We start from the raw sequence: 25,092 nt of genomic DNA on the forward strand, positions 1-25,092 counted from the left end.
ACAGGACGGGGCGGCGACTCGCCGTAGGATTTGCCCGGCATCGGACCGACCGGGTGATCAGGAGCAGCAGCACATCGTGAGCAGCGACGACGACGTACGCGACGCAAGCGCAGGACAGGCCGCGCAGGGGGCTGGGGACGAGGTGGCCGGGGGGACCGGCGAGGTGTGGGACGTGGTCGTGGTCGGGGCCGGACCGGCCGGGGCCTCGGCCGCCTACGCGGCGGCGACGGCGGGGCGGCGCGTCCTGCTGCTGGAGAAGGCCGAGCTGCCCCGGTACAAGACCTGTGGCGGCGGCATCATCGGCCCCTCGCGCGACGCCCTGCCCCCGGGGTTCGTGCTGCCCTTCAAGGACCGCATCCACGCGGTGACGTTCTCGCTCGACGGGAAGCTGACCCGGACCCGGCGCTCGAAGCAGATGCTCTTCGGGCTCATCAACCGGCCGGAGTTCGACGCCGGGCTGGTCGCCGAGGCGGAGAAGGCCGGAGCCACCATCCGTACGGGTAAGGCCGTGTCTCGCGTCGAACAGCACGGGGCGGCGGTGCCCGACCGGCGCACGGTGGCCGTGGTGCTGGCTGACGGGGAGACCGTCCTGGCCCGCGCGGTGGTCGGCGCCGACGGCAGCGCGAGCCGGATCGGCGGGCACGTCGGGGTCGAGATGGAGCAGGTGGACCTCGGCCTGGAGGCGGAGATCCCCGTCCCGGAGACGGTCGCGGAGGACTGGAAGGGGCGGGTGCTGATCGACTGGGGCCCGCTGCCCGGCAGTTACGGCTGGGTCTTCCCCAAGGGGGACATCCTGACCGTGGGGGTCATCTCGGCGAAGGGGGACGGCGCCGCGACCAAGCGGTACCTGGACGACTTCATCGCCCGGCTCGGACTGGCCGGCTTCGAACCGGCCGTCTCCTCCGGGCACCTGACCCGCTGCCGCAAGCCCGATTCGCCGCTCTCGCGCGGCCGGGTGCTGGTCGCGGGCGACGCGGCCGGGCTGCTGGAACCCTGGACCCGGGAGGGCATCTCCTTCGCGCTGCGCTCGGGGCGGCTCGCGGGGGAGTGGGCGGCGAAGATCTCCGAGGCGCAGGACGCGGTGGACGCGCGCCGCCAGGCGCTCAACTACGCCTTCGCCGTGAAGGCGGGGCTGGGCGTGGAGATGGGCGTCGGCAAGCGGATGCTGGGCGTCTTCGAGGCCCGGCCGGGCCTGATGCACGCGGCGATCACCGGCTTCCGACCGGCGTGGCGGGCCTTCGCCCGGATCACCCGCGGCTCGACGACCCTGGCCGACCTGGTGCGTACGTACCCGCTGGCCCGAAAGGCGCTGCACGTGCTGGACGCCAGGCAGGCGGCGCGGAGCGGCACCCCCTAGTACGGCGGAGGGTGGTCAGTTCGACACCGTGATGTGGAAGACCGGGTGGTCGGCGGCGGCCGCCTGGAGTTCCGCGTCGGAGGACTTCGCGGTGACGCCCTGGAAGTAGGTGTTGACCTCCCAGCCCCACTTCTCCAGGTAGGTGCGCAGGACGGCGGCCTTCTGCACCGGGTCGGTGAGCTCGGTGGCGGTGAAGGTGCGCACCTTGCGACCCACGCGCAGCTCGCCGCCGCCCGCGACCCGCATGTTGCGGACCCACTGGGAGTGGCCGCGGGCCGAGACCAGGTACTGGGCCCCCTCGTACGCGTGCGGGTTGACCGGGATCCGCTGCATCCGGCCGGACTTTCGGCCGCGGACCGCCAGCTCGGCGGAGCCGGCCAGGCTGATGCCGATCCGGGCCAGCTTGCCGAGGAACGAGTTGAAGCGCCGCGCGAAGGGGCCGGCCTGGAGGTAGTACGGGGTGGACGGGGTGGGCGCGTTCATCGTGGCCTCCGGGGTCGTGTCCAGGTTTCGAGAGCACTGCTCTCGCTTGAGAACAGTGTGCACGGATCGGCGCACTAAAACAAGAGCGGTGCTCTCTGAATGGATCGGGGATCCGTTTCTTGGGCGGTGCTCTGTCTTCGTGGCACACTGAGCCGCATGAATACCGTCCGTGGGGCCAGGGAACGGGCCCGCATCGAGGTCACCGCCGCCATCAAGGACGAGGCCCGCCGCCGCCTCGCGGCCGAGGGCGCCGCCAAACTCTCCCTGCGCGCCGTCGCCCGCGAGCTCGGCATGGTCTCCTCCGCGCTCTACCGCTACTTCCCCAGCCGCGACGAGCTGCTCACCGCGCTCATCATCGACGCCTACGACAGCGTCGGCGCCGCCGCCGAGGAGGCCGAAGCCCGCGCCCTCGCCGCCGCGGCCCCGCCCCGCGCCCGCTGGATCGCGGTCTGCGAGGCCCTACGCGCCTGGGCCCTGGAGCACCCGCACGAGTACGCCCTCATCTACGGTTCCCCCGTCCCCGGCTACAGCGCCCCCCAGGACACCGTCGGCCCCGCGTCCCGCGTCGGCAACACCTTCATCGCCGTCGTCCGCGCCGCCTACGAGGGCCGCGGCCTCGCCCTGCCGCCGCTGCCGGCAAACCTGCGCCCCGAAGCCGTCCGGATGACCGCCGACTTCGCCGAAGGCCTGCCCCCGGAGGTCACCGCAGCCCTCGTCGCCGCCTGGGCGCAGCTGGTCGGCCTCGTCTCCTTCGAGCTGTTCGGCCAGTTCAACCGGGTCGTCGAGGACCGGGACGCCTTCTTCACGCACGCCGCCGGCCAGCTGGCCCACGGGGTGGGGCTGCCCGCCGTATGAGCCGGGACCCGGCGGTGCGTTGACGGGGACCCACAGGACGGGGCGGCAGGTCGCTCGCCTGTTCGCCGGGCGGAATCGGGCGGTTGCCCCTTGAACCAAGGCCCGTCCGTCTAGTGTTCCTCGGGTCGCCCCCCTGCTGCCGCCGCCGGAGGAACCGTCATGCCCCGCGCCGTGAAGGCCCTGTACACCCTCGTGGTCACCGCCTTACTGGCCGCGCCGTCCCCGGCGCCCGCGCCCGGGCCCGACGCGACGGTGCGCACCGCGGAGCCGGCCCGGGTGGTGACATCCGCCGCGCCCCGGATACCCGGCGTGCGGGGTATGGAGATCGCGGTCCCCGCATACGTCGGGGCGCGGGACCGGATGCTGGCGGACCTCACCGCCACGGAACCGGCCCCCTCGCTGGTGGTCCTCAACCCCGGCAACGGCGATGCCCCGTTCGACGCCTCCTGGCGGGCCCGCGCCGACGCCCTGCGCCGTGCCGTCACCGCCACCGGCGAGCGGACCAAGGTGCTCGGCTACGTCCACACCGACCACGGCAACCGCGACATCGCCGCCGTCAAGGCCTCCGTCGACAACTACCTGCGGACCCCCGACGGCCGCCTCCACGTCGACGGCATCTTCTTCGACGTCGTCAGCCGCGACTGCGGCCCCGGCAACGCCACCCGCGACCACTACGCGGAGCTGCGCCGCCACGTCCAGGACACCATGCGCGCCGTCGACCCGGCCGCCACCGACCTCGTCGTCGACAACCCAGGCACGGCCATCGCCGACTGCTACCTGGAGCCGGGCCGCCGCACCGCCGACGTGTTCGTCACGTACGAGGACACCTACGCGGCCTACACGGGCAGCGGCCGGCCCGGCGGCAACGTCTTCGACCCAGTGGGCGGCTACCGCCCGGGCACCGAACTCGACCCGAGCGGAACGGCGTTCTGGCACCTGGTCCACGACGTCCCGGACGTCGAGGCGATGCGCGCGACCCTGCGCACGGCCTTCGACCGCGGCGCGGGCTACGCGTACGCCACCAGCGCGGTCATGCCCAACCCCTGGGACAGCTCCCCTGCGTGGGCGTTCCGGGACCAGACCGACTACGCGGCCACCCTCGGCTGAGCCGCGTCAGCGGTAGTCGTCCGGGTGGCCCTGCATCCAGGTGTTGATCTTGTCCCGGGTGCCGATCAGCGAGGTCTGGTGCTTCTTCAGGTTCTCGAAGGTGCGGTCGCCACCCAGCTCCGCGTCGAGCTTCGCGATCAGGGCGATCGGCTCCGGGAAGTGGCCGGGCCCCTTCGGGTCCGCCTTCATCGACCGGTCCAGGCGGTGGAGTTCGTCGTGGACCCGACCCAGGAAGTAGGCGCAGTTGCCCGGTGTGCACGAGTCGTTCAGGGTCGCCTGGAGGCCGGCGAAGGAGTCCCGGACCTTCTCGGGCGGGAGCTCTGTCGGCGCGGTCGCGGCTCCGCTCTTCGCGGGTGCGGCGCCGGTCGGCGCGGACGGGGACGCCGATGCCGAGCCCGGGGCCGCGCCCTGCGAGGCGGCCGCCGCCGGCGGGGACGACGGCGCGGCGGCGGGCCCGGCCGGGTCCGCCCCACAGGAGACGGTGAAGGCCGCCAGGGCGACGGCGAGCAGCGCCGCACCCCGCACGGTGGAAGTGAACATCGAAGAGCCCCCCATGATCGTTGAAGGGGTCGACCCTACCGAACGTCCTACCGAACGCCGTGCCGGACGCCCTATCGACCGTCGTTCTCGGGGCGGCGGGCGAAGCGCCACAGGATGTGCGTGACCCGGAGCACGAACACCGCCGCCGCGACGGCGCCGCCCGTCACCGCCAGCACGTGGCCCGCCGTGCGCGGAAGCGAGAACGCCGCCGCGGGCCCGTACACCGCGCCGAAGGCGAGGGCGGCCGCGAAGGAGGCACTGACGAAGGCGTAGCCGATCTCGATGGTGATCGCGTCACGGTCCGCCTGAGTACGTCGCCCCATGCGTGCAGTTTCACAGCGGACACGGTCCGTCACAAGAGGGCCCGAGGGCCTGAACCCGGGTTCAGATCCCGGCCGTCTCGCTCCACAGCCGGGCCAGCGCCGGATCGCCCGTCACCCCGGGACCCGCCAGCGGGAGCCGGTTCCACAGCGCCGCGTACAGCCAGGCCGCCTCACCCGACAGCTCGCAGTCGACCGGATCGTCCGTGGCACCCCGCACCGTCCGGGCCGGCTCCGACGACAGGTGGACGGTCCACACCGCGCCCGTGTCGGCGGCCCGCACCCGCAGCACCCGCGGCTCCGGGGTCCGCACCCGGCTGCGCGGCCGCGCGTGGAAGCCCGTCAGCAGCTCGTCCACCCCGTCCTCCGCGAACCCGGGCTCCACCGCCGAGTACGCGACGCCGAGCGCCGCCTCCGCGTCCATCCGGTGCACGGCCGTCTCATGGGCCTGCCGGCGCGCCCAGAACGCCAGCGGCGAGGGCGCGGCGGTCGGCAGGAACGTCCAGCACTGCACCTCGGCCGGGGCCTCGGAAAGGGTGCGGACCAGCTCCGCGTGCCCCTCCCGGAACCAGGCGAGCAGCTCCGCCCCGGCCAGCTCCGGCGCGTCCGGGAACGGCTCCGGCTCCAACAGGCCCTCCCCGACGTACCCGGCCGCCCAGCGGTGCACCGAGCCGGTGTGCCGCAGCAGGTCGGTGACCCGCCACGGCGGACAGGTGGGCACGGGGGTGTCCGTACCGGCCCGTTCGGCCAGGTCGGCGAGCAGCTGCCCGTCCCGTTCGAGCGTCTTCACGAAATCCAAGATCTCCATGTCGGGATTCTGCCAGCCGTCCCCCGGCCGCGGGTCGGACAATGGACCGATGAACGGGGAACTCTTCCCGCGCGAGCGGACCGTCATCGCCCCCGGCGCCGTGCACGTGCCCGACTGGCTCGGCGACGCCAGGCAGCGCGAGTTGCTGGCCGCCTGCCGCGCATGGGCCCGCCCGCCCGCCGGGCTGCGCACCGTCCACACCCCGGGCGGCGGCACGATGACCGCCCGGCAGGTGTGCCTCGGGCTGCACTGGTACCCGTACGGATACGCCCGCACCGTCGTCGACGGGGACGGGGCCCCGGTCAAGCCGATGCCGCGTTGGCTCGCCGAGCTGGGGCGGGAGGCGGTCGGCGCGGCCTATGGAGAGCCCCCGGAGCCCGGGGTGGAGTACGACATCGCCCTGATCAACTTCTACGGCGGCGACTCCCGCATGGGCATGCACCGCGACGCCGAGGAGAAGTCCGGGGCACCGGTCGTCTCCCTCAGCCTGGGGGACGGCTGCGTCTTCCGCTTCGGGAACACCGCCTCGCGCGGCCGCCCGTACCGGGACGTGGAGCTGCGCAGCGGGGATCTGTTCGTCTTCGGGGATTCGAGCCGACTGGCCTACCACGGGGTGCCGAAGGTCCTGCCGGGCACGGGCCCGCGAGGGCTCGGGCTGACCGGCCGGCTGAACATCACGCTCCGGGTCGGCGGCCTCGGGTAGCGGGCGGCACCCGGCACCCCCCGATCATGCGAGGATCGGGTGCATGAACGGCAACGGGGCCCCGCCGCGGGTGGGGGATGTGACCACGGTGTCCACTGCTTCTGCTTCCACGGGTTCCGCATCCGCGAGGACCAAGCTGGAACGGGGCCGCGGCGCGCTCGGCCCGGCGCTGGAGCTCGTCCACACCGGCCGCGCCCCGACCCGGGCCGTCCTGACGGCGGAGCTCGGCGTCACCCGCGCCACCGCCGGAGCCGTCGCGGCCGAGCTGGAGGCGCTCGGGCTGATCCGGGTCGACTCCCGGCCCGGCGGCGCGGGCGGTACGCAGGGCCGTGGCGCCGGCGGTACCCAGGGCCGCCCCTCGCACCGGCTCTCGATCGACGAGAACGGCCCCGTGGCGCTCGCCGCGCAGGTGCACCCGGACGGTTTCCGGGCCGCCCTGGTCGGCCTCGGCGGGCGGATCGTGGCCACCGCCCCCGGCAAGATCACCGTGTCCGCCGACCCGGCGCAGGTGCTCGGCGCGGTGGTGGACGCCGGGGCCGCGCTGCTCGCGGAAACCGGCCGCCGCTGCATCGGGGCGGGGCTCGCGGTGCCGTCGGCGGTCGCCGAGCCGGAGGGCACGGCGCTGAACCCGCTGCACCTGGCCTGGCCGCCCGGTTCTCCCGTACGGGCGGTCTTCGAGCAGTGCGTGAAGGCGGCCGGGATCGACGGCCCGGCCCTGACCGGGAACGACGTGAACCTCGCGGCGCTGGCCGAGCACCGGCACGGCGCGGGCCGCAGCGCGCAGCACCTGCTGTGCGTGGCCACCGGGCACCGCGGCGTGGGCGGCGCCCTGGTGCTCGACGGCCGCCTGCACAGCGGGAGTTCGGGCCTGGCGCTGGAGGTCGGCCACCTCACCGTGAACCCGGAGGGGCGGCCCTGCCACTGCGGCGGCCGCGGCTGCCTGGACGTGGAGGCGGACCCGCTGGCCTTCCTCACCGCGGCGGGCCGCACGCCCGGCCCCGAGGTGTCCCTGCTCCAGCAGGCGCGCGACCTGCTGAGCACCGAGTACGCGGAGCCGGCGGTACGTGCGGCGACCGAGGAGCTGATCGACCGGCTCGGGCTCGGCCTCGCGGGCCTCGTGAACATCCTGAACCCGGACCGGATCATCCTCGGCGGACTGCACCGGGAGCTGCTGTACGCGGACCCGGAACGGCTGCGCGCGGTGGTCGCGGACCGCAGCCTGTGGGGGCGCAGCGGGGGCGTGCCGATCCTGCCGTGCACCCTGGACCACAACAGCCTGGTCGGCGCGGCGGAGCTGGCCTGGCAGCCGGTCCTGGACGACCCGCTGGGCACGCTGGCCTAGGCCGGGGCCCGGACCGGGCGCGGGTCGGGCGCGGCCGGGCTCCCGGCCCGGACCGGGCCGATCGGCCTCCGGGGGTTCCGGCCGGCCCTGCGTGCGGCGTCCGGGGGGTGCGGTGGGCTTGGTCAGCCGGGCCTGGCGCCGACCGAGGCGGCCACCGACAGGCCTGTCGCGACGGCGCCGGGGTCCACGGCGACGAGTGCCGACCGGGCGGGTTCTCGTACAGGCTTCGAACCGATCCGTACCGGTCCCTGCGGAGCCGCCGGTGCCGGGGCCGCCGTGAGCGAGAACCACACCACCTTGCCCGGTCCGTCGGCCTGATGGCGCGCGCCCCACGCCTCGCTGAGCGCCTCCACGAGCGCGAGCCCGCGCCCGCTGGTCTCCAGCGAGTCCGCCTGCGGCGCCATCAGCACCGGCAGCCTCGGATCGCTGTCGATGACCGAGACCGTGAGCCGCCCGAGGCGGAGTTCGATCTCGACGGTGCAGGTTTTGTCCGGCTGCGCGTGGAGGTGGACGTTGCTCAGCAGTTCCGTCACCCCGAGCGCAGCCCGGTCTATGAGCGGATCGAGCTGCCAGTGGCGCAGTTGCGCGGAAACGATCCTTCGGATCTGTCCGATCCGGCACGGCAAGGCCTGCAGTTCGACCACGCAGTGCCTGCGGGAATGACTGATCACGGCTGCGACTCCCCGACATGAGTGTTACGGGTGCTGCACCCTCAGTAATGCTCCACCAGGGTCACCCACGGTGCGCCACAGTGCAACCGAACGCGATCGAAAGCGATGCGCATGGAAACCCAAAGCGACTGTTTGCGCAGGTGGGGGAGGTACATTGCGAAAGCAGGGGGCGAATACACGCACGAAGGAGCAGGGCGCATGAGCACCACCGGCACCAGCGGTACCAGCGGGACGACGGCCACGACCATCGACGTCGACCGCAGCGACGCGGACTACCGCGCCTGGCTGAAGGAGGCCGTCCGCAAGGTCCAGGCCGACGCCAACCGCTCGGCGGACACGCACCTGCTGCGCTTCCCGCTCCCCGAGGCCTGGGGCATCGACCTCTACCTCAAGGACGAGTCCACGCACCCCACGGGCTCCCTCAAGCACCGCCTCGCGCGCTCGCTCTTCCTCTACGCCCTCTGCAACGGCTGGATCCGCCCCGGCCGCCCGGTCATCGAGGCCTCCTCCGGCTCGACCGCCGTCTCCGAGGCCTACTTCGCCAAGCTGATCGGCGTCCCGTTCATCGCCGTCATGCCGCGCACGACCAGCCCGGAGAAGTGCCGCCTCATCGAATTCCACGGCGGCGAATGCCACTTCGTGGACGACTCGATGAAGATGTACGAGGAGTCGGCGCAGCTCGCGGCGCGCACCGGCGGCCACTACATGGACCAGTTCACGTACGCGGAGCGGGCCACCGACTGGCGCGGCAACAACAACATCGCGGAATCGATGTACCAGCAGCTGAAGCTGGAACGTTTCCCCGAGCCCACCTGGATCGTCGCGACCGCCGGCACCGGCGGCACCTCCGCGACCATCGCGCGCTACGTGCACTACATGCAGCACGACACCCGCATCTGCGTGCCGGACCCGGAGAACTCCTGCTTCTTCGACGGCTGGACGCGCAACGACCCGGACGCGAGCAGCGATTGCGGCTCGCGCATCGAGGGCATCGGGCGGCCGCGCATGGAGCCGAGCTTCGTGCCGGGCGCCATCGACCGGATGATGAAGGTCCCGGACGCGGCGAGCGTCGCCGCCTGCCGGGCCCTGGAGCAGGCCATCGGCCGCAAGGCGGGCGGCTCGACGGGCACGGGCCTGTGGAGCGCCCTGAAGATCGTCTCGGAGATGGTCGCCGAGGGCCGTACGGGCAGCGTCGTCACCCTGCTCTGCGACCCGGGCGAGCGCTACCTCGACAAGTACTACTCCGACGACTGGCTGGCGGAGCAGGGCCTGGACATCGCCCCGTACGCGAAGACCCTGGAGACGCTGCTGACGACGGGGGTGTGGCGCGAGCCGTCCGCCTGACGGAGCGTCGCCGGTGCGGGGCGGGGGCGGCCCGGGTGGTGGCGTGCCCGCGGCCCGACCGGATACCGCCCTCACCGAAAAGACGAGGGTTCCTCGACCTCCTTCCCTGTAGATTCTTCCGGCGAATCCGAAGATCACAGGGGTGGGGAAGATGAAGGCAGCGAAGTCCGTCGCGAGCGCGGCGGCGGTTCTGGTCATGTCCACGGGTGTCGTGGGCTGTTCGGTGGCGGGCACCCAGGCGGGTGCCCGGGCGGGTGCGGAGGCGGGCAAGCAGGCCGCCGACACGGCCGAGGCGATGGTGGCGGCCCTCACCAGCGCCTCCGACGCGGCCTCCAAGGCGGGATCGGCCGAGGTCAAGATGACCGTGACCTCGCCCGACACGGGAGGCAAGCCCACGGTGATGACCGGCGTCTACTCGTGGGGCAATGGCGTGGCGATGGAGGCCGAGATACCGGCCAAGGACGTGCAGATGGAGGACCTGGTCAAGGACGGAACGGTTACCTACCGGTTCCTCCAGGGCGCGTACTACTACCAGGTGGATCCGGCGGAGTCCGGCCCGTTGAAGGGAAAGACCTGGCTGAAGCTGGATGCCTCGGCGGTCCTCGGGGACAAGGGCGCGGCTGCCGCGAACAACACCAACAACGACCCCACGGCCGGCCTGAAGATGCTCAAGTACGCGAAGGGCGTCGACAAGGTCGGCAAGGAGGACGTGAACGGCAAGCAGACAGTGCACTACAAGGCCACCATCCCGATGGACAAGATGGACAAGAACTCCGCGGCCGCGTTCCAGGCGTTGGGCGCCGGCAGTGAAGTGGTGGCGGACGTCTGGGTGGACGACAAGGGCATGCCGGCCCGCGTGAACCAGGCCTTCGGGACCTCGTCCATCTCGATGGAGTTCCTGTCCTTCGGCGCCACCAAGGAGATCGCCGTCCCGCCGGCGGCGGATACGGTGGACATCACCGCGGAGGTCAAGGGAGCCAACGGGGGCCAGGGCTGACGCGGTCGCCCACGTCCGCCGCCGGCCGTGGGCGCTACTGCCCCTGGCCGGAGGCGCGGCGTTCTGCGAGGCGGGTGTCCAGGGTGCGGACCGCCGTGCGGAAGGAGTGGCCCAGGGCCGGGCGGAAGGCCGTCAGGGCCAGGCGGAAGGGGGTCGACCCGTCCGCGGCGAAGGTCCACCGGACCTCCGTGCCCGGACCAGCCGGTGTCAGCCGCCACTCCTCCAGCAGGGCCCGGACCCCGGGGGTGTTGGTCTCGTCCACCCGGTACGCGTAACGCCGCTCCGGATCCGCCGCCATGATGGTCTCCTGGAAGCGCACCCCGCCCATCAGCCCGATCTCCCGCCCCGCGCCGCCGTGCGTGGGGCGGGCCAGGGTGACCGCCCGGAACCAGCGCGGCCAGCCCTCGACCTCCTCGGCCAGCGCCTGGTACACCGCCTCCGGTGGTGCGCCGGCCACCGCGGTGAAGGCCAGCCTCACCGGCGCGTCCTCGATGAAGTCCAGCCCCACCGGTCGGAGTCGGCGAGCCATGGCGGTACCTCCTGAGACGTGCGGCGTCGAGGGTTGCGCCGGTCACCCTAGCTGGTGGTCCGTCAGATGTCCGCTCCGGAGCGGATTTCCGCAGCCGGCGGGCGCGGGCCCCTGGCCACGGGCCCCCGCCGCGCGGCATGCTGGAGCCGCGCCGATCACGCCCCGCGAGCGGAGCCCGCCGTGCCGCAGACCCCCCAGACCCCCGCACCGCCGAACCCGCCCCTCGACCTCGAGCTGCTGGTCCACGGAGTCGCCGGCGCCGCCCCCGCCGAGCTGCTCGGCGATCCGCGGACCGTGCGCGTCACCGGGGACTCCACCGCCGCCGTGTTCCGCCGCACCGAGGACGCCGACGCCGAAGCCCACCCCGAGCGGTACGCCGGGCGGCCCGTCCCCGAGGCCTACTGCTGGTCCCGGCTCACCTCCGGCAACGGCGCCCGCGCGTTATGGCTGCTGCTCCTGCCCTTCATGGTGGCCAACCTCGCCCACTGGGCCCGGCCGGCCGCGGCCGCCGCCGATCCGGCGCCGCGCGCGGTGCGCACGTACGGGGTCCTCGTACGGATCCTCGCGCTCAGCCTGACCGTGCTGCTGATCGCGGCCGCCTGCGAGGTCGCCCTCGACCTGTTCGCCTGGCAGTGTGCGGGATCCGCCACCTGCACCGCCCACCGCTCCTGGCTCGGCTTCCTCGCGGACGGCGGCTGGTGGGCCCAGCCGGGGCGCCGGCTCGCCCTCGGGGCCCTGGTCCCCGCCGCGCTGACGGGGCTGCTCTGGTTCCTGTCGAACCGCACGTGGAGCGCCTACGAATCCCAGCCGCCGCCCGCCGGCGCCCCCGACCCGGACACCGCCTCGGACACTGCGCCCGCGCTCGGCCGCCCCGGATTCTGGTACGGGCGCAGGCTCGTGGCCCGGCTGCGGGCCGCGCACACCGCCGCCGGGCTGATCACGGTGGCCGTGGCCGTCGCCGCCCCCACCTTCCGGCACGACCGCCGCGCCGACGCCCCCGTACTCGAAGCCCTCGGCTGGGCCCTGGAGGTGCTGCTCGGGGCCGGGGCGCTGACCGTGGCCTGGGTCGTCTGCCGGCGCGGCCGCACCGAGGCCCGGGCCGACCACCGGCTCGACCGGGCCGCCGTCACCCTGCTGCCCGGCGCCGCCCTCGTCCTGCTGGCCGCCGTCCTCCTCCACGCCTGCTGGTCGCGGCCCGGCTGGACCTCCGCCGGGCGGCTCCCCGGGGACTTCGCCTTCGGCGTGCTCATGCTGGGCCAGGGCGGCTGCGTGCTGGCCCTCGCCGCCGTCGCCCGGTACCTGCACCGGCGGGCCCCCGACCCCGGCGCCGCCCTGCGCGGCCTCGGCGGGCCCGCCGTCGCCATGCTCGGCTGCGCGCTCGGCGGGGTGATGTCGGGCGGGGTCGCCCAGCGCGTCGCCGACTGGCTGGACGGCGCAGGCACCCCCGGGATGGCCGGCACACCGCTGCCCGGGCCGCCCGTGCTGCTGTCCTGGCAGGCCGCCGTGCTGCCCCCGCTGCTCCTCGTACTGGCCCTGCTCGCCGCCTGGTTCGCCGTGCGCGGGGCCCGGGCCAGGCGCCGGCTGGCCGCCGGGGTCGCCGCCGAGTACCCGGGAGAGGTTCCCGACGGGGCCCGCAGCCGCCGGATCGCCGGGGCCCGCGCCGCCGCCGCGCTCACCGACTCCGCGCCGTGGTTCGTGGCGGCCTGCTCCGGGATCACCCTGCTGCTCGGCGCGGGCGCGCTCGCCGGAGCCTGGCTCAGCGGGCAGGTCCCGGGCGAGGCGGCCCGCGGGAGCCGCCCGCTGCTGGAGGCCGCCGCCCGCGCCGCCCAGGACACCGGGTCCTGGCTCATCGGCTTCGGCTTCGTCCTCTTCGTCACCTGGGGCCGCCGCGCCTACCGGGATCCCGCCGCCCGCCGCACCATCGGCATCCTGTGGGACGTCGGCACCTTCTGGCCGCGCGCCGCCCACCCCTTCGCGCCGCCCTGCTACGCCGAGCGCGCCGTCCCCGACCTGACCTGGCGGATGACCGGCTGGACCGGCCGGACCGGCGGCCGCCTGGTGATCTCCGGCCACTCCCAGGGCAGCGTGCTCGCCGCGGCGGCCGTCTGGCAGCTGCCGCCGCCCGCCCGCCGCCGGGTCGCCCTGCTCACCTACGGCTCCCCGCTCGGCCGCCTCTACGGGCGCTGGTTCCCCGCCTACTTCGGCCCCGGCCCGCTCACCGCCCTGCACGGGGAGGTCGACTGCTGGCGCAACCTGTGGCGGGCCACCGACCCCATCGGCGGCCCCGTCCTGCCCGGCACCGCCGAGGGCGTGGACCGCGGCCCGCTCGCCGACCCGATCGCCTACGGGCGCAGCGACCGCCACCCGCTGCCCGCGCCGATCCTCGGCCACTCCGACTACCAGGCCGATCCGGCCTTCGCCGCCGAACGCGACGCCCTGCTCGCCCGGTTGGGCGCGGCCGGTCCGGGGCGGGTGCCGCCGCAGCGGCTCAGCAAGGAGCCGGCTGCGCCGGGAGATCCGCCGGGAACAGCAGGGTGAGCTCGTCCGTACTCGGCTCCGACAGCTGCGCCACCCGCCCCGCGTGCCGCTCGACCATCGACTCGAAGGTCTGGCGCGCGGTGCGGCCGTTGCCGAAGGCGGGCCCCTTCGGCAGCTCGGTGAAGTACGCCAGCAGGGCGCCGGCCGTCCCCTCGCCGAGCCGGTACTCGTGCTCCTCCGCCTGCTGTTCCACGATCCGCAGCAGCTCCTCGGGCCCGTAGTCGTGGAAGGTGATGGTCCGTGAGAACCGCGAGGCCACACCCGGGTTGACGGTCAGGAAGCGGTCCATCTCCGCCGTGTACCCGGCGACGATCACCACCACCGCGTCCCGGTGGTCCTCCATCAGCTTCACCAGGGTGTCGATGGCCTCCCGCCCGAAGTCCCGGCCCGAGTCCTCCGGCGCCAGCGCGTACGCCTCGTCGATGAACAGCACCCCGCCGCGCGCCCGTTCGAAGGCCTCCTGCGTACGGATCGCCGTGGATCCGATGTGCTCGCCGACCAGGTCCACGCGGGACACCTCCACCAGGTGGCCGCGCTCCAGCACCCCGAGGGAGGCGAGGACCTCCCCGTAGAGCCGGGCGACCGTGGTCTTGCCGGTGCCGGGGGAGCCGGTGAAGACCAGGTGCCGGCGCACCGAGGCCGCCTTGAGGCCCGCCTGCCGCCGCCGCCGGCCCACCTCGATCATGTCGGTGAGCGCGCGCACCTCGCGCTTGACGCTGTCCAGGCCGACGAGCGCGTCGAGCTGGCCCAGCACCTCGCCGGAGCCCCGTCCGGCCGCGGTCGCGGCGCCCGCGTCCGGCACGTCGGCGGGCCGGTCCGCCGGCACCGGGGAGGCCTGCTGCGCCGCCGGGTCCCGGTCCGCCGTGACCGTACGGATTCCCGCCTGAGCCCCGGCGAACGCGACACCCGGCGCCGCCCGGGCCGCCGCCCGCGAGCCGGACTCGTCGCCGGTGCAGTCCTCGGCGACCGGCCCGTCCTCGGCGAACTCGTACCCCCCGCGCGCACAGCGCTCGGTGTGACAGCGCGCCAGGGTGGTGCGGCAGCCGTCCATGACGTGGAAGCCGAAGCCGGAACTGCCCGTCACCCGGCAGGCCGTGAAGGTGCCCCGGCCCCCCGCCGACACGTAGAACCCGGCCTCGGCGGGGGAGGTGACCGTACACCGCTCCAGGACCGGGTCGGCGCCCTTGGTGACGATCACCCCGGTCTGCACGGCGTCGATGGTGCAGTTGGCGAGGGTGCCGCCGCTGCCGTGGTCCCGGAACCAGGCCCCGGTCGCCGCCTCCCGGATCCGGCAGTCGTCGAGCTGCGCGGTGGCCCCGTCGCTCACCGAGACCGCCGTGTTGCGCACCTGGGACAGATCGCTGTCGACGACGTCGACGCGCGAACCCCGGTCCAGGACGAACAGCGCGTCCGGCACGTCGTGCACCCGGCAGTTCTCCAGCGAGGCCGTGGCCCCGTCGCTGACCCACACCGCCGGATAGTCGCCCGTACTGTCGTGGATCTCGCAGGCCTCGGCGTCGACCCGCGTCCCCGGGTCCCAGATCGACAGGCCGTTGCGGCCGAAGCGGCGCACCGCGGTGCGGCTCAGCGTGAGGACCGAACGGGACCGCAGGTCGACCGCGTTCTCCGGGATGTCGTGGATGTCGCAGCCGGCCAGCGTGAGCACGGCGTCGGTGTCGAGGGTGACCCCGTCGGCCGTGGTGCGGTGCACCGCGCAGTCCGTGAGCCGGGCCGCGGCGCGCGCCGCGATCTGGACCCCGGTGCCCTTGATCTCGTACACCTCGCAGCCCAGCGCCTCCAGGCCCGAACCCTCGCCGGTGACCCCGATGCCCGCGCCCGCGGAGTGGTGGATCCGGCAGCGCTCCAGCCGCGGGCGGCCGCCCGAGCGCACCGAGATCCCGGTCTGCCCGGCGGCGACGACCTCGCACTCCTCGAACACCCCGCCACCGCCGTCCAGGACGGCGATGCCGACCCCCGTCGGATTCTCCACGGTGCACCGCCGCACCAGCGGCCGGGCGCCGCTGCCGCGCACCTCGATGCCGGCCGCCGACCGGGTGCTCACCCGCAGGTCGGTGAGCTCGGGGGAGCCGTCCTCGACGAGCAGCGCGGGAGCCGCCCGGTCCTGGCCCTCCAGGTGCAGGTCCTGGACCACGGCGGAGGCGCGCAGCGTCAGCGCGACCCCGTCGGGCGGGGCGATGCGCACCGATCCCAGCCCGCCCTCGGGCCCGCGCAGGGTGACGGCGTGGTGCAGCACCAGGTTCTCCCGGTAGGTGCCGGGGGAGATGGACAGCACGTCCCCGTCGCCCGCGACGGCCAGTGCGGCGGTCAGCGTCGGATACTCACCGGAGCGGCGCCGCCACCGCGAGGCCCCGCCGTGCGTCACCTGGACCGTGCCCTGAGCCATGGTGCTGTCGTGCCCCCACCCTCGTCTTCGCGCTGCCGATGCCCCACCGTAGCGCGCGGGACGCCGACGAGCCGCCAGGTCAACTGCCCGCGCCCGCCCGGCCCCAGTCCGGCCCGGCCGCCGCCCAGGCGCGGTCCAGCCGTATGTACCGCCGATGCATGAGCCTTCGTACGACCAGCCTGCGGACCGTTTCCACCAGTGCGGCCGCCGCGATCGCCGCGGCCAGGCCCGCCACCCCCGCGTGGAACGCGGCCGAGGACGGGTCGAGCGGCTGTCCCACCAGTCGGCCGTGCGCGTCGGTCCATATCCGGAACCGGTCGCCGGCGCGCGGCGGTTCCTCCGCGGCCGGCACCGTGCCCTCGTGGCTGCTGCCGTCGGGCGCGGTCCACGAGGCCACGATCCGGGTCCGGTACGGGGCGCTCTGCTGCGCCGAGGGATCGGCGGAAGCCCTCGCCGCCGACTCGGTGGCCTGCCGGACCACCACCGCCGGAACGAGGTGCCGCTCCTGCCGCTGCTCCACGGCGGCCCGCTGGAGCTGCCCGTCCACCTGCAGCCCCGCCACCCAGCCGATGGCCGGAGCCACCAGCAGGACACACACCAGCGCGGCGAACGCCACCCACGCCTCGAAGAGATCGGTCGGCCGGCGCAGCGGATTGCGCCGCCAACGCCACACACCCCATGCTGTCCGCACGGTCCGGCACCCCCTTTGCCTCCGTATGCCTGCGCGTCCAAGCCTCCCGCATGCCCCGGGGACGCGCATTCCGGGACGCACGAGACATGTGTCACCCGAGCCGGCTCCGCCGGCCCGGCAGGGCGATCACCTGTCCTGACTGATCCAACGGCCTGGTCGTGGCGGTTGGTTCCAGCACGGGCGCGGAGCCCCTCGAAGGTGTCATTCCGGTCGGCCGATCGCGGCCACACGCCTCATTCCGGTCGTCCGGTTGTCCGGTCGTCCGGTCATTCCAGGACGCGGACCTCGTCGCCCACGCGCACCGTGCCCGTCCGCACCGGTACCAGCTGCCGCCCGAAGGCCAGCGACTTGCCGATCCGCCGGTGCGCGGCGAGGCTCACCAGCGGCTCCTTGCCCCGCTCCGCCGTCCGCTGGTCGGTGGTGGTGATGACGCACCGCCCGCATTCCCGGACCCCGCGGAAGACGGCGTCGCCGATCGCGATGCGCCGCCAGCCGTCCTCGGCCCAGGCCTCGGCCCCGGAGACCACCACATTGGGGCGGAAACGGTTCATCGGCAGCGGGCCCTCGTGCGGATGCTCCCCCTGCGCGATCAGCGAGTTGAGCGCGTCCAGCGAGGCGAGGGTGGTGATCAGCAGCGGATACGCGTCGGCGAGGCTCACCGTCTCGCCCGGCAGCGCGTAATCCGGGTCCACGGGCCGTCGTACGGCAGGATCGTCCAGGTGCACCAGCCGGGCCGGCACTCCGAGGTACGCGCTGAACCAGTCGGCCGCGGCGCGCTCCGCGACCACGGTCTCGATCTTCTTCCCGAACAGGACGACCGGCTCCAGCTGACCCGGCCCCGGCACCTCGACGACCAGCTCCGTCATGCCCGGCGCCGACACCGCGATCCGGCCGCCGCTCAGCGGGCGCGCCGCCGCCAAGGCCAGCCGCGGCTGCTGGCGTTGGGTGATGACCGTGCCCCCGGAGTCCACCAGCGCCCACCGCCGGTCCCCGGACAGCCCCCAGGGCTCCACGGCCGCCTCGTCGGGAGCGGTCCCCGACAACGATTTGACGGGATGGACGTGGAGCTCCTGGACATACAGATTCGACATGGGGGCAATCCTGCCAGTCGCCCCCTCCTCCGCCCCAGCGGATATCCGCGCTCGGATCAGTAGCCGCGCCCTTGGTAGGGGCGGCCGTACGGGTCCTCGTACGCGGCGGCCGGCACCGGCGCGGGAGCCGCCATGGGGCGCGGCGCGGCCGGCCGCATGGCCTCGTACCCGGTGGCCGCGGCGACCGGGCGGGGCTGCTGCGGCTGGGGCTGCGGGATGTATCCCGCGCGGGCCGCGAGCGGCTGCTGCTGCGGGATGTACGGGGCCGGCGCGTGCTGCAGCGGCATCGGCTGCGGAGCGGCCTGCTGCGGGTACGGGTACCCGTACGCCGGGGCGTTCTGCTGCTGCGGGATCGCCGCGGGCAGCGCGGGCAGCGCCGAGGCGAGGGCCGGCAGGTACCCACCGCTCGAATAGCCGGCGCTCGGGGAGTCGTAGGCGGCCGGGACGCGGATCGGGGCGATCTGCGGAGTGCCCCGTTCGGCGACGAGGGAGTCGTAGATGGGGGTGTCCGGGAAGGAGGGCGCGGAGTAGTAACCGCCGCCATAAGTGGAGCGGGGGGAGGTCATGGGACCTAAGTTAAGCCCACGACTTCACCGGGTCCATAGCGAGGTGTCCCGAACACCGCCCTGACCTGCATATTCGCAGGTCAGGGCCACAGCTTTCACTTGGCGTTCACGTGCACGATTCGCCACTTCCACCCCAGCTTGTTCCTACTCGTACTCACCGGTTGTGCCGTGCACCGATTTCGTGCTGACGCAGCGTCACACGTCGGTGACCTCGGATGACGCTGTTTCGGGCGGCAGTTCGCCGTTTCAGGCGTCGCTGGGGCGGGCATAGGTACGGCCCTTCCACGCCGCCCCGCGGCCCCGGTAGTGCTGGACGGCCGAGTCGACGGTCATCAGGAGGTACAGCAGCGCCGTGAGCGGAAGCAGCGGAGCGAGCGCGGCGGGCTGCCGGTAGTAGCGCAGCATCGGGAGGTAGGTGCCGGCCATCAGCAGCCAGGCGAGGCCGCCGGCCCACGCGAGGGCGGGGCGTCCGGTCGCGAGCCCCGCCAGGAGGGCGGCCGGGGGCACGAGGTAGACGAGCACCAGGCCCGCGACCGTACCGGCGAGCAGGAGGGGCTGGTGGCGCAGTTGGGCGTAGGCGCTGCGCGAGATCATCCGCCAGAGGTCGCCGAGGGAGGGGTACGGGCGCACGCTGTCCACCCGCTCCGCCAGCCCGAGCCAGATCCGGCCGCCGGAACGCTGGACCGCGCGGGCGAGGGACACGTCGTCGATGACGGCCTGGCGGATGGAGTCGGGGACCCCCGCGCGCACGGCGGCCTCGGTGCGCAGCAGGACGCAGCCGCCGGCGGCGGCCGCGGTGCGGGCGGCGGGGCGGTTGACCCGGCGGAAGGGGTAGAGCTGGGCGAAGAAGTACACGAAGGCGGGAACGACGAGCCGTTCCCAGGGGCTGACCGCGCGCAGGCGAGCCATCTGGGAGACGAGGTCGAGGCCGGCGGAGGTGGCGGCGGCGACCAGTTCGCGGAGGCTGTCGGGCTCGTGCGCGATGTCGGCGTCGGTGAGGAGGAGGTAGTCGGGCTCGGTGGCGTGCGCGGTGCGGGCGAGCGCGATGCCGTGGCGCAGGGCCCAGAGCTTGCCGGTCCAGCCGGGGGCCGGGTCGCCGGGGGAGGTGACGGTGAGCGGGAGTCCGGGGTGCTCGCGGGCGAGGCGCAGGGCGAGGGCGGCGGTGCCGTCCGTACTGCCGTCGTCGACCAGGATGACCTCGGCTTCGCCGGGATAGTCCTGGGCGATGAGGGAGGGCAGGCTGCGGGGCAGCACCTCGGCCTCGTCGCGGGCCGGGACGACGATCGCGACGGAGGGCCAGCGGGTGGGGGCGGTGCGCGGGGGGAGGCGGACGTCGGTGCGCCAGAACATGCCATGGGCGAGGGTGAGCCAGAGCCAGGCGGCGAGGGAGGCGTAGGCCGCGGCGGCGGCGGTGAGGAGGCCCATGGCGGCAGTGTGCCGGGCCCTGCGGGGCATGTCGCGCATCCCACCCTTCCGGGCCTCGTCGCCCGACGACGGGCCGCGCCCGCGCCCGCCCGGCTCGCCGGAGTGCGCGGGTGCGGGCACAGAACCGGGGCTCCGCCCCGTGCCCCGCGTCTCAAGCGCCGGCGGGGCTGGTTTCGGCCTGCCGGGCCCGTCCGCGTGCGCGGGTGTGGGGTACAGAACCGGGGCTCCGCCCCTACCCCGTGCCTCAAGTGCTCGCGGGGCTGGTGTCGGCCCGCCCGGTCGGGCGGGCGCGGCTGCCTCGGCGGGTCCTGTCCGTGCCCGGGCGCTGGCCCGTCTGGCGCGCCTGCATGTCGGGCTGGCCTGAGTGCGCGGGTGCGGGAGCAGGACCGGGGCTCCGTCCCGTGCCCCGTGCCTCAAGCGCCGGCGGGCTGGGTTTCCGCCTGCCCGCTCTGCTCGCCGCCGCGGGTCCTCGTGGTGGGTGGGGGTGTCGACTAAAGTGGCCGGGTGAAGATCGCGCTCATGGACTCCGGAATCGGCCTGCTGGCGGCGGCCGCCGCGATGCGGCGGCTGCGGCCCGACGCCGATCTCGTCATCTCCTCCGACCCCGACGGGATGCCCTGGGGGCCGCGGACCCCCGCCGACCTCACCGAGCGGGCGCTCGAGGTCGCCCGGGCCGCCGCCGCGCACCGGCCCGACGCGCTGATCGTCGCCTGCAACACCGCCAGCGTGCACGCCCTCCCGGCCCTCCGCGCCGAGCTGGAGCCCGGGATCCCGGTCATCGGTACCGTACCGGCGATCAAGCCCGCCGCGGCCGCCGGCGGCCGCGTGGCGATCTGGGCCACGCCCGCCACCACCGGCAGCCCCTACCAGCGCGGCCTGATCGGCGAGTTCGCCGCCGGGGCCCGCGTCACCGAGGTGCCCTGCCCCGGCCTCGCCGACGCGGTGGAGGCGGCCGACGACGTCGCCGTGGCCGCCACCGTCGCCGCGGCCGCCGCCCTGACCCCGGTCGACGTCACCGACGTGGTGCTCGGCTGCACGCACTACGAGCTGGTCGACACCGCCATCCGGGCCGCCCTCGCCGCGCGGAGCCAGGGAGCCGAACCCGTCTACCACGGTTCCGCGGAGGCCGTCGCCGTCCAGGCGCTGCGCCGCCTCGGCACCGGGCCCGAGCCGGTCCTGCCCCCCACCGGCGGCCTGACCGTCCTGCGCAGTGGCCGCCCTGGCGTTCTCCCCGCCGCCGCCCTCGCGTACGCCGAGGGCCGACTGCTCGCGGCCCAGGGCGCGCCCGTCGGCTGACCGGCACGGATCCCGCAACGAGACGGAACGTCTTGCGTTCTGTCGGAGAGGGTGTTTATTGTGTGGGTGTCGCGAGACGAGACGGATCGTCTCTCTTTACTGTCGGAAGGAACCGCCCTTGCGCGCTCCACTCGCCTCCACCCAGATCGTCCTGTCCGACGTCGCCAAGCGCTACGACACCCACGTCGTCCTGGACCGCGTCAGCTGCACGGTTCGGCCCGGCGAGCGGGTCGGTGTCGTCGGCGACAACGGCTCCGGCAAGTCCACCCTGCTCCGGCTCCTCGCCGGCCGCGAGCGGCCCGACCGCGGCGAGGTCACCGTCACCGCGCCCGGAGGCATCGGCTACCTCGCGCAGACCCTCGACCTCCCGCCCACCGCCCGCGCCGGCGACGCGATCGACCTCGCCCTCGCCGACCTGCGCGCCCTGGAGCACCGCATCCGCCGCGCCGAATCCCTGCTGGACCGGGCCGGTCCCGAGGAGCTCGCCGCGTACGGGGACCTCCTCGCCGCGTACGAGGCCCGCGGCGGCCGCGATGCCGACCGGCGTGTCGCGACCATCCTGCGCAGGCTGGGCGAGCGCACCCCGCTCGACCCGGACCGCGGGCTCGCGGCCCTGTCCGGCGGGCAGCGCTCCCGGCTCGCCCTCGCGGCGGCCCTCGCCGCCGGGCCGGAACTGCTGCTGCTCGACGAACCCACCAACGACCTCGACGACGAGGCCGTCGCCTGGCTCGAGGAGCGCCTGCGCGCCCACCGCGGCACCGTCGTGGCCGTCACCCACGACCGGCTCTTCCTGGACCGCGTCACGACCACCATCCTGGAGGTGGACGCGTCCCGCCGCACGGTACGCCGCTACGGCAACGGCTACGCCGGCTTCCGGACCGCCCGCGCCGCCGAACGGGCCCGCTGGGAGCGGGAGTACGAGGAGTGGCGCGAGGAGGTCCGCAGCGCCGAGCGGCTCGCCGAGACCAACATCGGGCGGTTCGACGGGATCCCGCGGAAGCTGCCCCGCGGGTTCAGCGGAGCCGGCGCCTTCCGGGCCCGCTCCCGGACCCACGGTGCGGCGAGCCGGATCCGCACCGCCCGCGAACGGTTGCGGCGGCTGACCGAGAACCCGGTCCCGCCGCCCCCGCATCCGCTCGTCTTCACCGGCCGGTTCACCGAGGGCGCCACCGCCAACACCGCCGAACCGAGGGACGTCCGGGTGGCCGACGCGGCCCTGCCGGGACGGCTCGCGCCCCTGTCAGTGCGGCTCGCACCGGGGGAGCGGCTCCTGGTGAGCGGGCCCAACGGGGCGGGGAAGTCCACCCTGTTGCACCTGCTCGCCGGTGAACTGGAGCCCGAGCAAGGCCTCGTACGGACACCGCCGCGCGTGGGCCTGCTCCGGCAGGACGACCAGTGGTCCCGGGAACCGCGTCCGGCCGTCGAGGTGTTCGGGCCGGAGTACGCCGAACGGGCCGCCGCCCACGGCCTGCTCACCCCGGACGACCTCACCCGGCCCGTCCGCGCCCTCTCGGCGGGCGGGCGCCGCAAGCTGGAGCTGGCCGGCCTGCTGGCACGCCCGCTCGACCTGCTCCTGCTCGACGAGCCGACGAACCACCTGGCCCCGGCCGTGGTGGAGGAACTGGAGGCGGCCCTGGCCCATTTCGGCGGAACCGTGGTGCTGGTCACCCACGACCGGCGGCTGCGCGCGGCCTTCCGCGGCCGCCGCCTCGAAATCGCCCCGGACGGCTACGGCCGGGCGGCCTGACCGGTGCCGGAGCCGGTGCCGGTGCCGCACATCGCCTGCCCGTACAGCGTCTTCAGCGCGTCATCGATGGGGTGGGGCTGCGGCCTCCCCGAGGAGTCCGGCTGGTTCCACCTCTGCAGGTTGACCGCGACGGACATCTGGCGCTTGCCGTCGGCCCGGGTCAGGGAGATCGTTCCGGCCCCCCAGACGGTGCCGTCGTGACCCCAGAAGGTGCCGCAACCCTCGATGTCGACCTTGTGCAGGCCGAGGCCGTACTGGATCGTCGATCCGTCCAGGGCGATGACCGGGACGGTGCGCTGCATCTGCGCCAGCGACGACCGGCTGACGATCGCGCCGTCGAGAAGCCTGCCGTAGAAGAGGTTGAGGTCCTCCACGGTCGATACGAGAGCGGCCCCCGTCCCGGTCCAGGACATGTCGTAGACGCTGTAGTCGCGCGGCGGGTCGAGCGCGCCCCACAGGGCCTCGTACATCCGCGAGTGCGGTCCCTTGATGTGCGTCCCGGTCGGGAACCCGGTGTGCCGGAGGCCGGCACGCTCGATCACGTTCCGGGTGATGTAGTCCTCGGCCGGGGTGCCGGTCACGTGCTCCAACAACTGTCCGAGGAGCAGGTAGTTGGTGTTCGAGTACACCCCCGTGGGGCCTCCGGGCTCGCCGGCGGGAGGTGCGTCGAGCCCCAGCTCGATCAGCTCGGCCGGGCGGAACTGCCGGAACCGGTTGTCGTCCAGGCTCTCGGGCGAGGGCGTTTGGAGGGAGGGGAAGGCGTAGCGGATGTAATCGGGGATGCCGCTGGTGTTGTTGAGCAGCATCCGCACCGTGATCTTCCTGCCGCGCGCTCCCGGCACCAGCTGCGGCAGGTAGTCGCCGATCGGCGCATCGAGCCGGATCCGGCCCTGCTCGACCTGCTGCATGACCGCGGCGGCCGTGAAGGTCTTGGTGATGCTGCCGACCCGCTGCCGCATGTCGGGAGTGACGGGACGGCCGGTCCTGACGTCGGCGACCCCGGAAGCGCCGCGCCAGGTCCGGCCGGCATCGCGCACCTCGGCGTACACCCCCGGTATCCCCGCGCGGTGGACACCGTCCATGGCGGACTTCAGCTCCGCGGGATCGACGCGGGCCGGCGGGGCCGTGCCGCCGCCCGGCGCGGGAGCCGCCGCCACGATGCCCGCACAGGCGATCAGCGAGGCCACGCTTCCGAGCAACACCAGTCGGATCTTCAAGACGTCCGTCCTTTCGTGATCAATGAGTGCGACGGGAACGAGTGCAACGGGTTCACCCGTTCACCCGGCCAGTGCGCGGCGCAGAGCGGCGCCGAGCTCGGCGTTCTGCCGCTGCGAGACGTCGGCGGAGAGGAGCGCCTGCGATCCGTGGAAGGTGCCGGGCCACTGGTGGAGTTCGACCGACACGCCCGCCTGCATCAGGCGCAGCGCGTACGCGATGCCCTCGTCGCGGTTCGGACAGAATTCCGCGGTGGCGATGTAGGCCGGTGGCAGGCCGGACAGGTCGGCGGCCCGGGCGGCTGCCGCGTACGGTGTGGCCGGCTGCGAGCCCAGGTAGTGACGCCACGCCGCGGCGAGTTTGTCGCGGTCGAACCAGGGCGTGTCGGTGAAGTTCCGTGCCGACCACGTCTCCTGCCGGTCGTCGAGGCCCGGCTGGTTGAGCAGCTGGAAGTGGATCGGCGGCCCCTGCTCGTCACGGGCCCGCAACGCCACCGCGGCCGCGAGCCCGCCGCCCGCACTGTGGCCACCGACCGCGATCCGGGACGGGTCGATGCCGAGTTCGGCGGCGTGCCCGGCCGTCCATGTCAGTGCGGCGTAGGCGTCGTCCAGGGCAGCCGGGAACGGGTGCTCGGGCGCCAGGTGGTAGCCCACGGAGACCACCGCCGCGCCGGAGAGGCCGGCGATCCGGGCCGCCCAGGGATGCTCGGTGTCCAGGTCGCCGAAGACCCCGCCGCCCCCGTGCAGCCAGACGACGGCGCCTTGCGCCCGGTGCGGGCGGTAGACCCGGACCGCCACGTCCGGATCGGCGGACACGGTGTGGTCCTCGACCTCCATGTCCGAGGTGTCCGGTGCCGGTGCGGCGGCCGCGCGTTCGGCGAAGTGCTTGCGGGCGCTGACCGGGTCGTTCAGGTCGAGTTGCGGAAGAAACGGGATGAATGCTTCGAGTTCGGGATCCATGACGACCATCCTCACGGTCGTCCCCCGGTGGGTCACCCGCCATCCGTCGCTCATCCCGCCCCGATCACGCACCGGTCGGCGCATCCCCGTCCTTCTATCCTTCT

General features: G+C 74.2%; 23 protein-coding genes. 10 read left to right on the forward strand and 13 right to left on the reverse strand.

Translation table 11 applies throughout. From position 1 onward, the window contains the following. Positions 1-142: 142 nt before the first annotated feature. Complete coding sequence (locus tag ACGFYU_RS04610) at positions 143-1,357, forward strand: geranylgeranyl reductase family protein (RefSeq protein WP_393825984.1); 1,215 nt, start codon at positions 143-145, stop codon at positions 1,355-1,357. A 15-nt stretch (positions 1,358-1,372) separates the two neighbouring features. Here ACGFYU_RS04610 and ACGFYU_RS04615 read toward each other — a convergent pair whose 3' ends face one another. After that, on the reverse strand, positions 1,373-1,840 hold the full coding sequence (locus ACGFYU_RS04615) for a nitroreductase/quinone reductase family protein (protein ID WP_393825757.1): 468 nt from the start codon (positions 1,838-1,840) through the stop codon (positions 1,373-1,375). A 156-nt stretch (positions 1,841-1,996) separates the two neighbouring features. Between ACGFYU_RS04615 and ACGFYU_RS04620 the strand changes: the two genes are divergently transcribed. Both ACGFYU_RS04620 and ACGFYU_RS04625 read left to right on the forward strand, forming a co-directional pair. Further along, complete coding sequence (locus ACGFYU_RS04620; RefSeq protein WP_393825758.1) at positions 1,997-2,695, forward strand: TetR/AcrR family transcriptional regulator; 699 nt, start codon at positions 1,997-1,999, stop codon at positions 2,693-2,695. A 159-nt stretch (positions 2,696-2,854) separates the two neighbouring features. Then, positions 2,855-3,802 carry a spherulation-specific family 4 protein gene (locus tag ACGFYU_RS04625; protein ID WP_393825759.1) on the forward strand — a complete coding sequence of 316 codons (948 nt, stop codon included), beginning with the start codon at positions 2,855-2,857 and terminating at the stop codon, positions 3,800-3,802. A gap of 6 nt (positions 3,803-3,808) precedes the next feature. Here ACGFYU_RS04625 and ACGFYU_RS04630 read toward each other — a convergent pair whose 3' ends face one another. From ACGFYU_RS04630 to ACGFYU_RS04640, 3 genes are all read right to left on the reverse strand, one after another. Next, on the reverse strand, positions 3,809-4,342 hold the full coding sequence (locus ACGFYU_RS04630) for a hypothetical protein (protein WP_393825760.1): 534 nt from the start codon (positions 4,340-4,342) through the stop codon (positions 3,809-3,811). Between the two features lie 71 nt (positions 4,343-4,413). Then, positions 4,414-4,665, reverse strand: coding sequence for a DUF6332 family protein (locus tag ACGFYU_RS04635; protein ID WP_393825761.1), 252 nt, complete (start codon positions 4,663-4,665; stop codon positions 4,414-4,416). A 61-nt stretch (positions 4,666-4,726) separates the two neighbouring features. Continuing rightward, complete coding sequence (locus ACGFYU_RS04640; protein WP_393825762.1) at positions 4,727-5,470, reverse strand: maleylpyruvate isomerase family mycothiol-dependent enzyme; 744 nt, start codon at positions 5,468-5,470, stop codon at positions 4,727-4,729. A 49-nt stretch (positions 5,471-5,519) separates the two neighbouring features. On the opposite strand from ACGFYU_RS04640, the gene ACGFYU_RS04645 reads away from it, so the two are divergent. Together ACGFYU_RS04645 and ACGFYU_RS04650 are read left to right on the forward strand one after the other, a co-directional pair. Further along, positions 5,520-6,173, forward strand: a complete 654-nt coding sequence (locus ACGFYU_RS04645) for an alpha-ketoglutarate-dependent dioxygenase AlkB family protein (protein WP_393825763.1) — start codon at positions 5,520-5,522, stop codon at positions 6,171-6,173. A 43-nt stretch (positions 6,174-6,216) separates the two neighbouring features. Next, positions 6,217-7,515 carry an ROK family protein gene (locus tag ACGFYU_RS04650; RefSeq protein WP_393825764.1) on the forward strand — a complete coding sequence of 433 codons (1,299 nt, stop codon included), beginning with the start codon at positions 6,217-6,219 and terminating at the stop codon, positions 7,513-7,515. Positions 7,516-7,637: 122 nt separating this feature from the next. Here the strand turns inward: ACGFYU_RS04650 and ACGFYU_RS04655 are convergent, their stop codons facing one another. After that, on the reverse strand, positions 7,638-8,186 hold the full coding sequence (locus tag ACGFYU_RS04655) for an ATP-binding protein (protein ID WP_393825765.1): 549 nt from the start codon (positions 8,184-8,186) through the stop codon (positions 7,638-7,640). A gap of 198 nt (positions 8,187-8,384) precedes the next feature. Between ACGFYU_RS04655 and ACGFYU_RS04660 the strand changes: the two genes are divergently transcribed. After that, positions 8,385-9,530 carry a PLP-dependent cysteine synthase family protein gene (locus ACGFYU_RS04660; protein WP_393825766.1) on the forward strand — a complete coding sequence of 382 codons (1,146 nt, stop codon included), beginning with the start codon at positions 8,385-8,387 and terminating at the stop codon, positions 9,528-9,530. 151 nt (positions 9,531-9,681) lie between these two features. After that, positions 9,682-10,527: a hypothetical protein gene (locus ACGFYU_RS04665; RefSeq protein ID WP_393825767.1), complete on the forward strand. Its 846-nt coding sequence runs from the start codon at positions 9,682-9,684 to the stop codon at positions 10,525-10,527. Between the two features lie 34 nt (positions 10,528-10,561). On the opposite strand, the gene ACGFYU_RS04670 is transcribed toward ACGFYU_RS04665, so the two are convergent. Beyond that, the gene (locus ACGFYU_RS04670) at positions 10,562-11,056 is read right to left on the reverse strand and encodes an SRPBCC family protein (protein ID WP_393825768.1); all 495 of its coding nucleotides are present in this window, start codon (positions 11,054-11,056) and stop codon (positions 10,562-10,564) included. A 66-nt stretch (positions 11,057-11,122) separates the two neighbouring features. Between ACGFYU_RS04670 and ACGFYU_RS04675 the strand changes: the two genes are divergently transcribed. Beyond that, complete coding sequence (locus ACGFYU_RS04675) at positions 11,123-13,594, forward strand: hypothetical protein (protein ID WP_393825769.1); 2,472 nt, start codon at positions 11,123-11,125, stop codon at positions 13,592-13,594. Here the strand turns inward: ACGFYU_RS04675 and ACGFYU_RS04680 are convergent. From ACGFYU_RS04680 to ACGFYU_RS04700, 5 genes are all read right to left on the reverse strand, one after another. Beyond that, positions 13,545-15,998, reverse strand: coding sequence for a right-handed parallel beta-helix repeat-containing protein (locus tag ACGFYU_RS04680; protein WP_393825770.1), 2,454 nt, complete (start codon positions 15,996-15,998; stop codon positions 13,545-13,547). The two genes, ACGFYU_RS04675 and ACGFYU_RS04680, sit on opposite strands and share 50 nt — an antisense overlap. A gap of 79 nt (positions 15,999-16,077) precedes the next feature. Next, the gene (locus tag ACGFYU_RS04685; protein WP_393825771.1) at positions 16,078-16,689 is read right to left on the reverse strand and encodes a hypothetical protein; all 612 of its coding nucleotides are present in this window, start codon (positions 16,687-16,689) and stop codon (positions 16,078-16,080) included. Between the two features lie 266 nt (positions 16,690-16,955). Beyond that, positions 16,956-17,780: an MOSC domain-containing protein gene (locus ACGFYU_RS04690; RefSeq protein WP_393825772.1), complete on the reverse strand. Its 825-nt coding sequence runs from the start codon at positions 17,778-17,780 to the stop codon at positions 16,956-16,958. 56 nt (positions 17,781-17,836) lie between these two features. Beyond that, complete coding sequence (locus tag ACGFYU_RS04695) at positions 17,837-18,346, reverse strand: DUF6643 family protein (RefSeq protein WP_393825773.1); 510 nt, start codon at positions 18,344-18,346, stop codon at positions 17,837-17,839. A gap of 246 nt (positions 18,347-18,592) precedes the next feature. Further along, on the reverse strand, positions 18,593-19,771 hold the full coding sequence (locus ACGFYU_RS04700) for a glycosyltransferase (protein WP_393825774.1): 1,179 nt from the start codon (positions 19,769-19,771) through the stop codon (positions 18,593-18,595). 504 nt (positions 19,772-20,275) lie between these two features. Between ACGFYU_RS04700 and ACGFYU_RS04705 the strand changes: the two genes are divergently transcribed. Together ACGFYU_RS04705 and ACGFYU_RS04710 are read left to right on the forward strand one after the other, a co-directional pair. Next, positions 20,276-21,067: a glutamate racemase gene (locus tag ACGFYU_RS04705; RefSeq protein WP_393825775.1), complete on the forward strand. Its 792-nt coding sequence runs from the start codon at positions 20,276-20,278 to the stop codon at positions 21,065-21,067. A 118-nt stretch (positions 21,068-21,185) separates the two neighbouring features. Continuing rightward, a complete protein-coding gene (locus ACGFYU_RS04710; protein WP_393825776.1) occupies positions 21,186-22,814 on the forward strand; it encodes an ATP-binding cassette domain-containing protein in 1,629 nt (542 codons plus the stop codon). Here the strand turns inward: ACGFYU_RS04710 and ACGFYU_RS04715 are convergent. Together ACGFYU_RS04715 and ACGFYU_RS04720 are read right to left on the reverse strand one after the other, a co-directional pair. Further along, the gene (locus tag ACGFYU_RS04715; protein ID WP_393825985.1) at positions 22,796-23,896 is read right to left on the reverse strand and encodes a serine hydrolase domain-containing protein; all 1,101 of its coding nucleotides are present in this window, start codon (positions 23,894-23,896) and stop codon (positions 22,796-22,798) included. The two genes, ACGFYU_RS04710 and ACGFYU_RS04715, sit on opposite strands and share 19 nt — an antisense overlap. Positions 23,897-24,091: 195 nt before the next feature. After that, positions 24,092-24,988 (reverse strand): alpha/beta hydrolase, encoded by an 897-nt coding sequence (locus ACGFYU_RS04720; RefSeq protein WP_393825777.1) that lies wholly within the window; start codon positions 24,986-24,988, stop codon positions 24,092-24,094. Positions 24,989-25,092 lie beyond the last annotated feature (104 nt).

The organism is Streptomyces sp. NPDC048337, from assembly GCF_043201175.1.
Classification (GTDB): domain Bacteria; phylum Actinomycetota; class Actinomycetes; order Streptomycetales; family Streptomycetaceae; genus Streptomyces.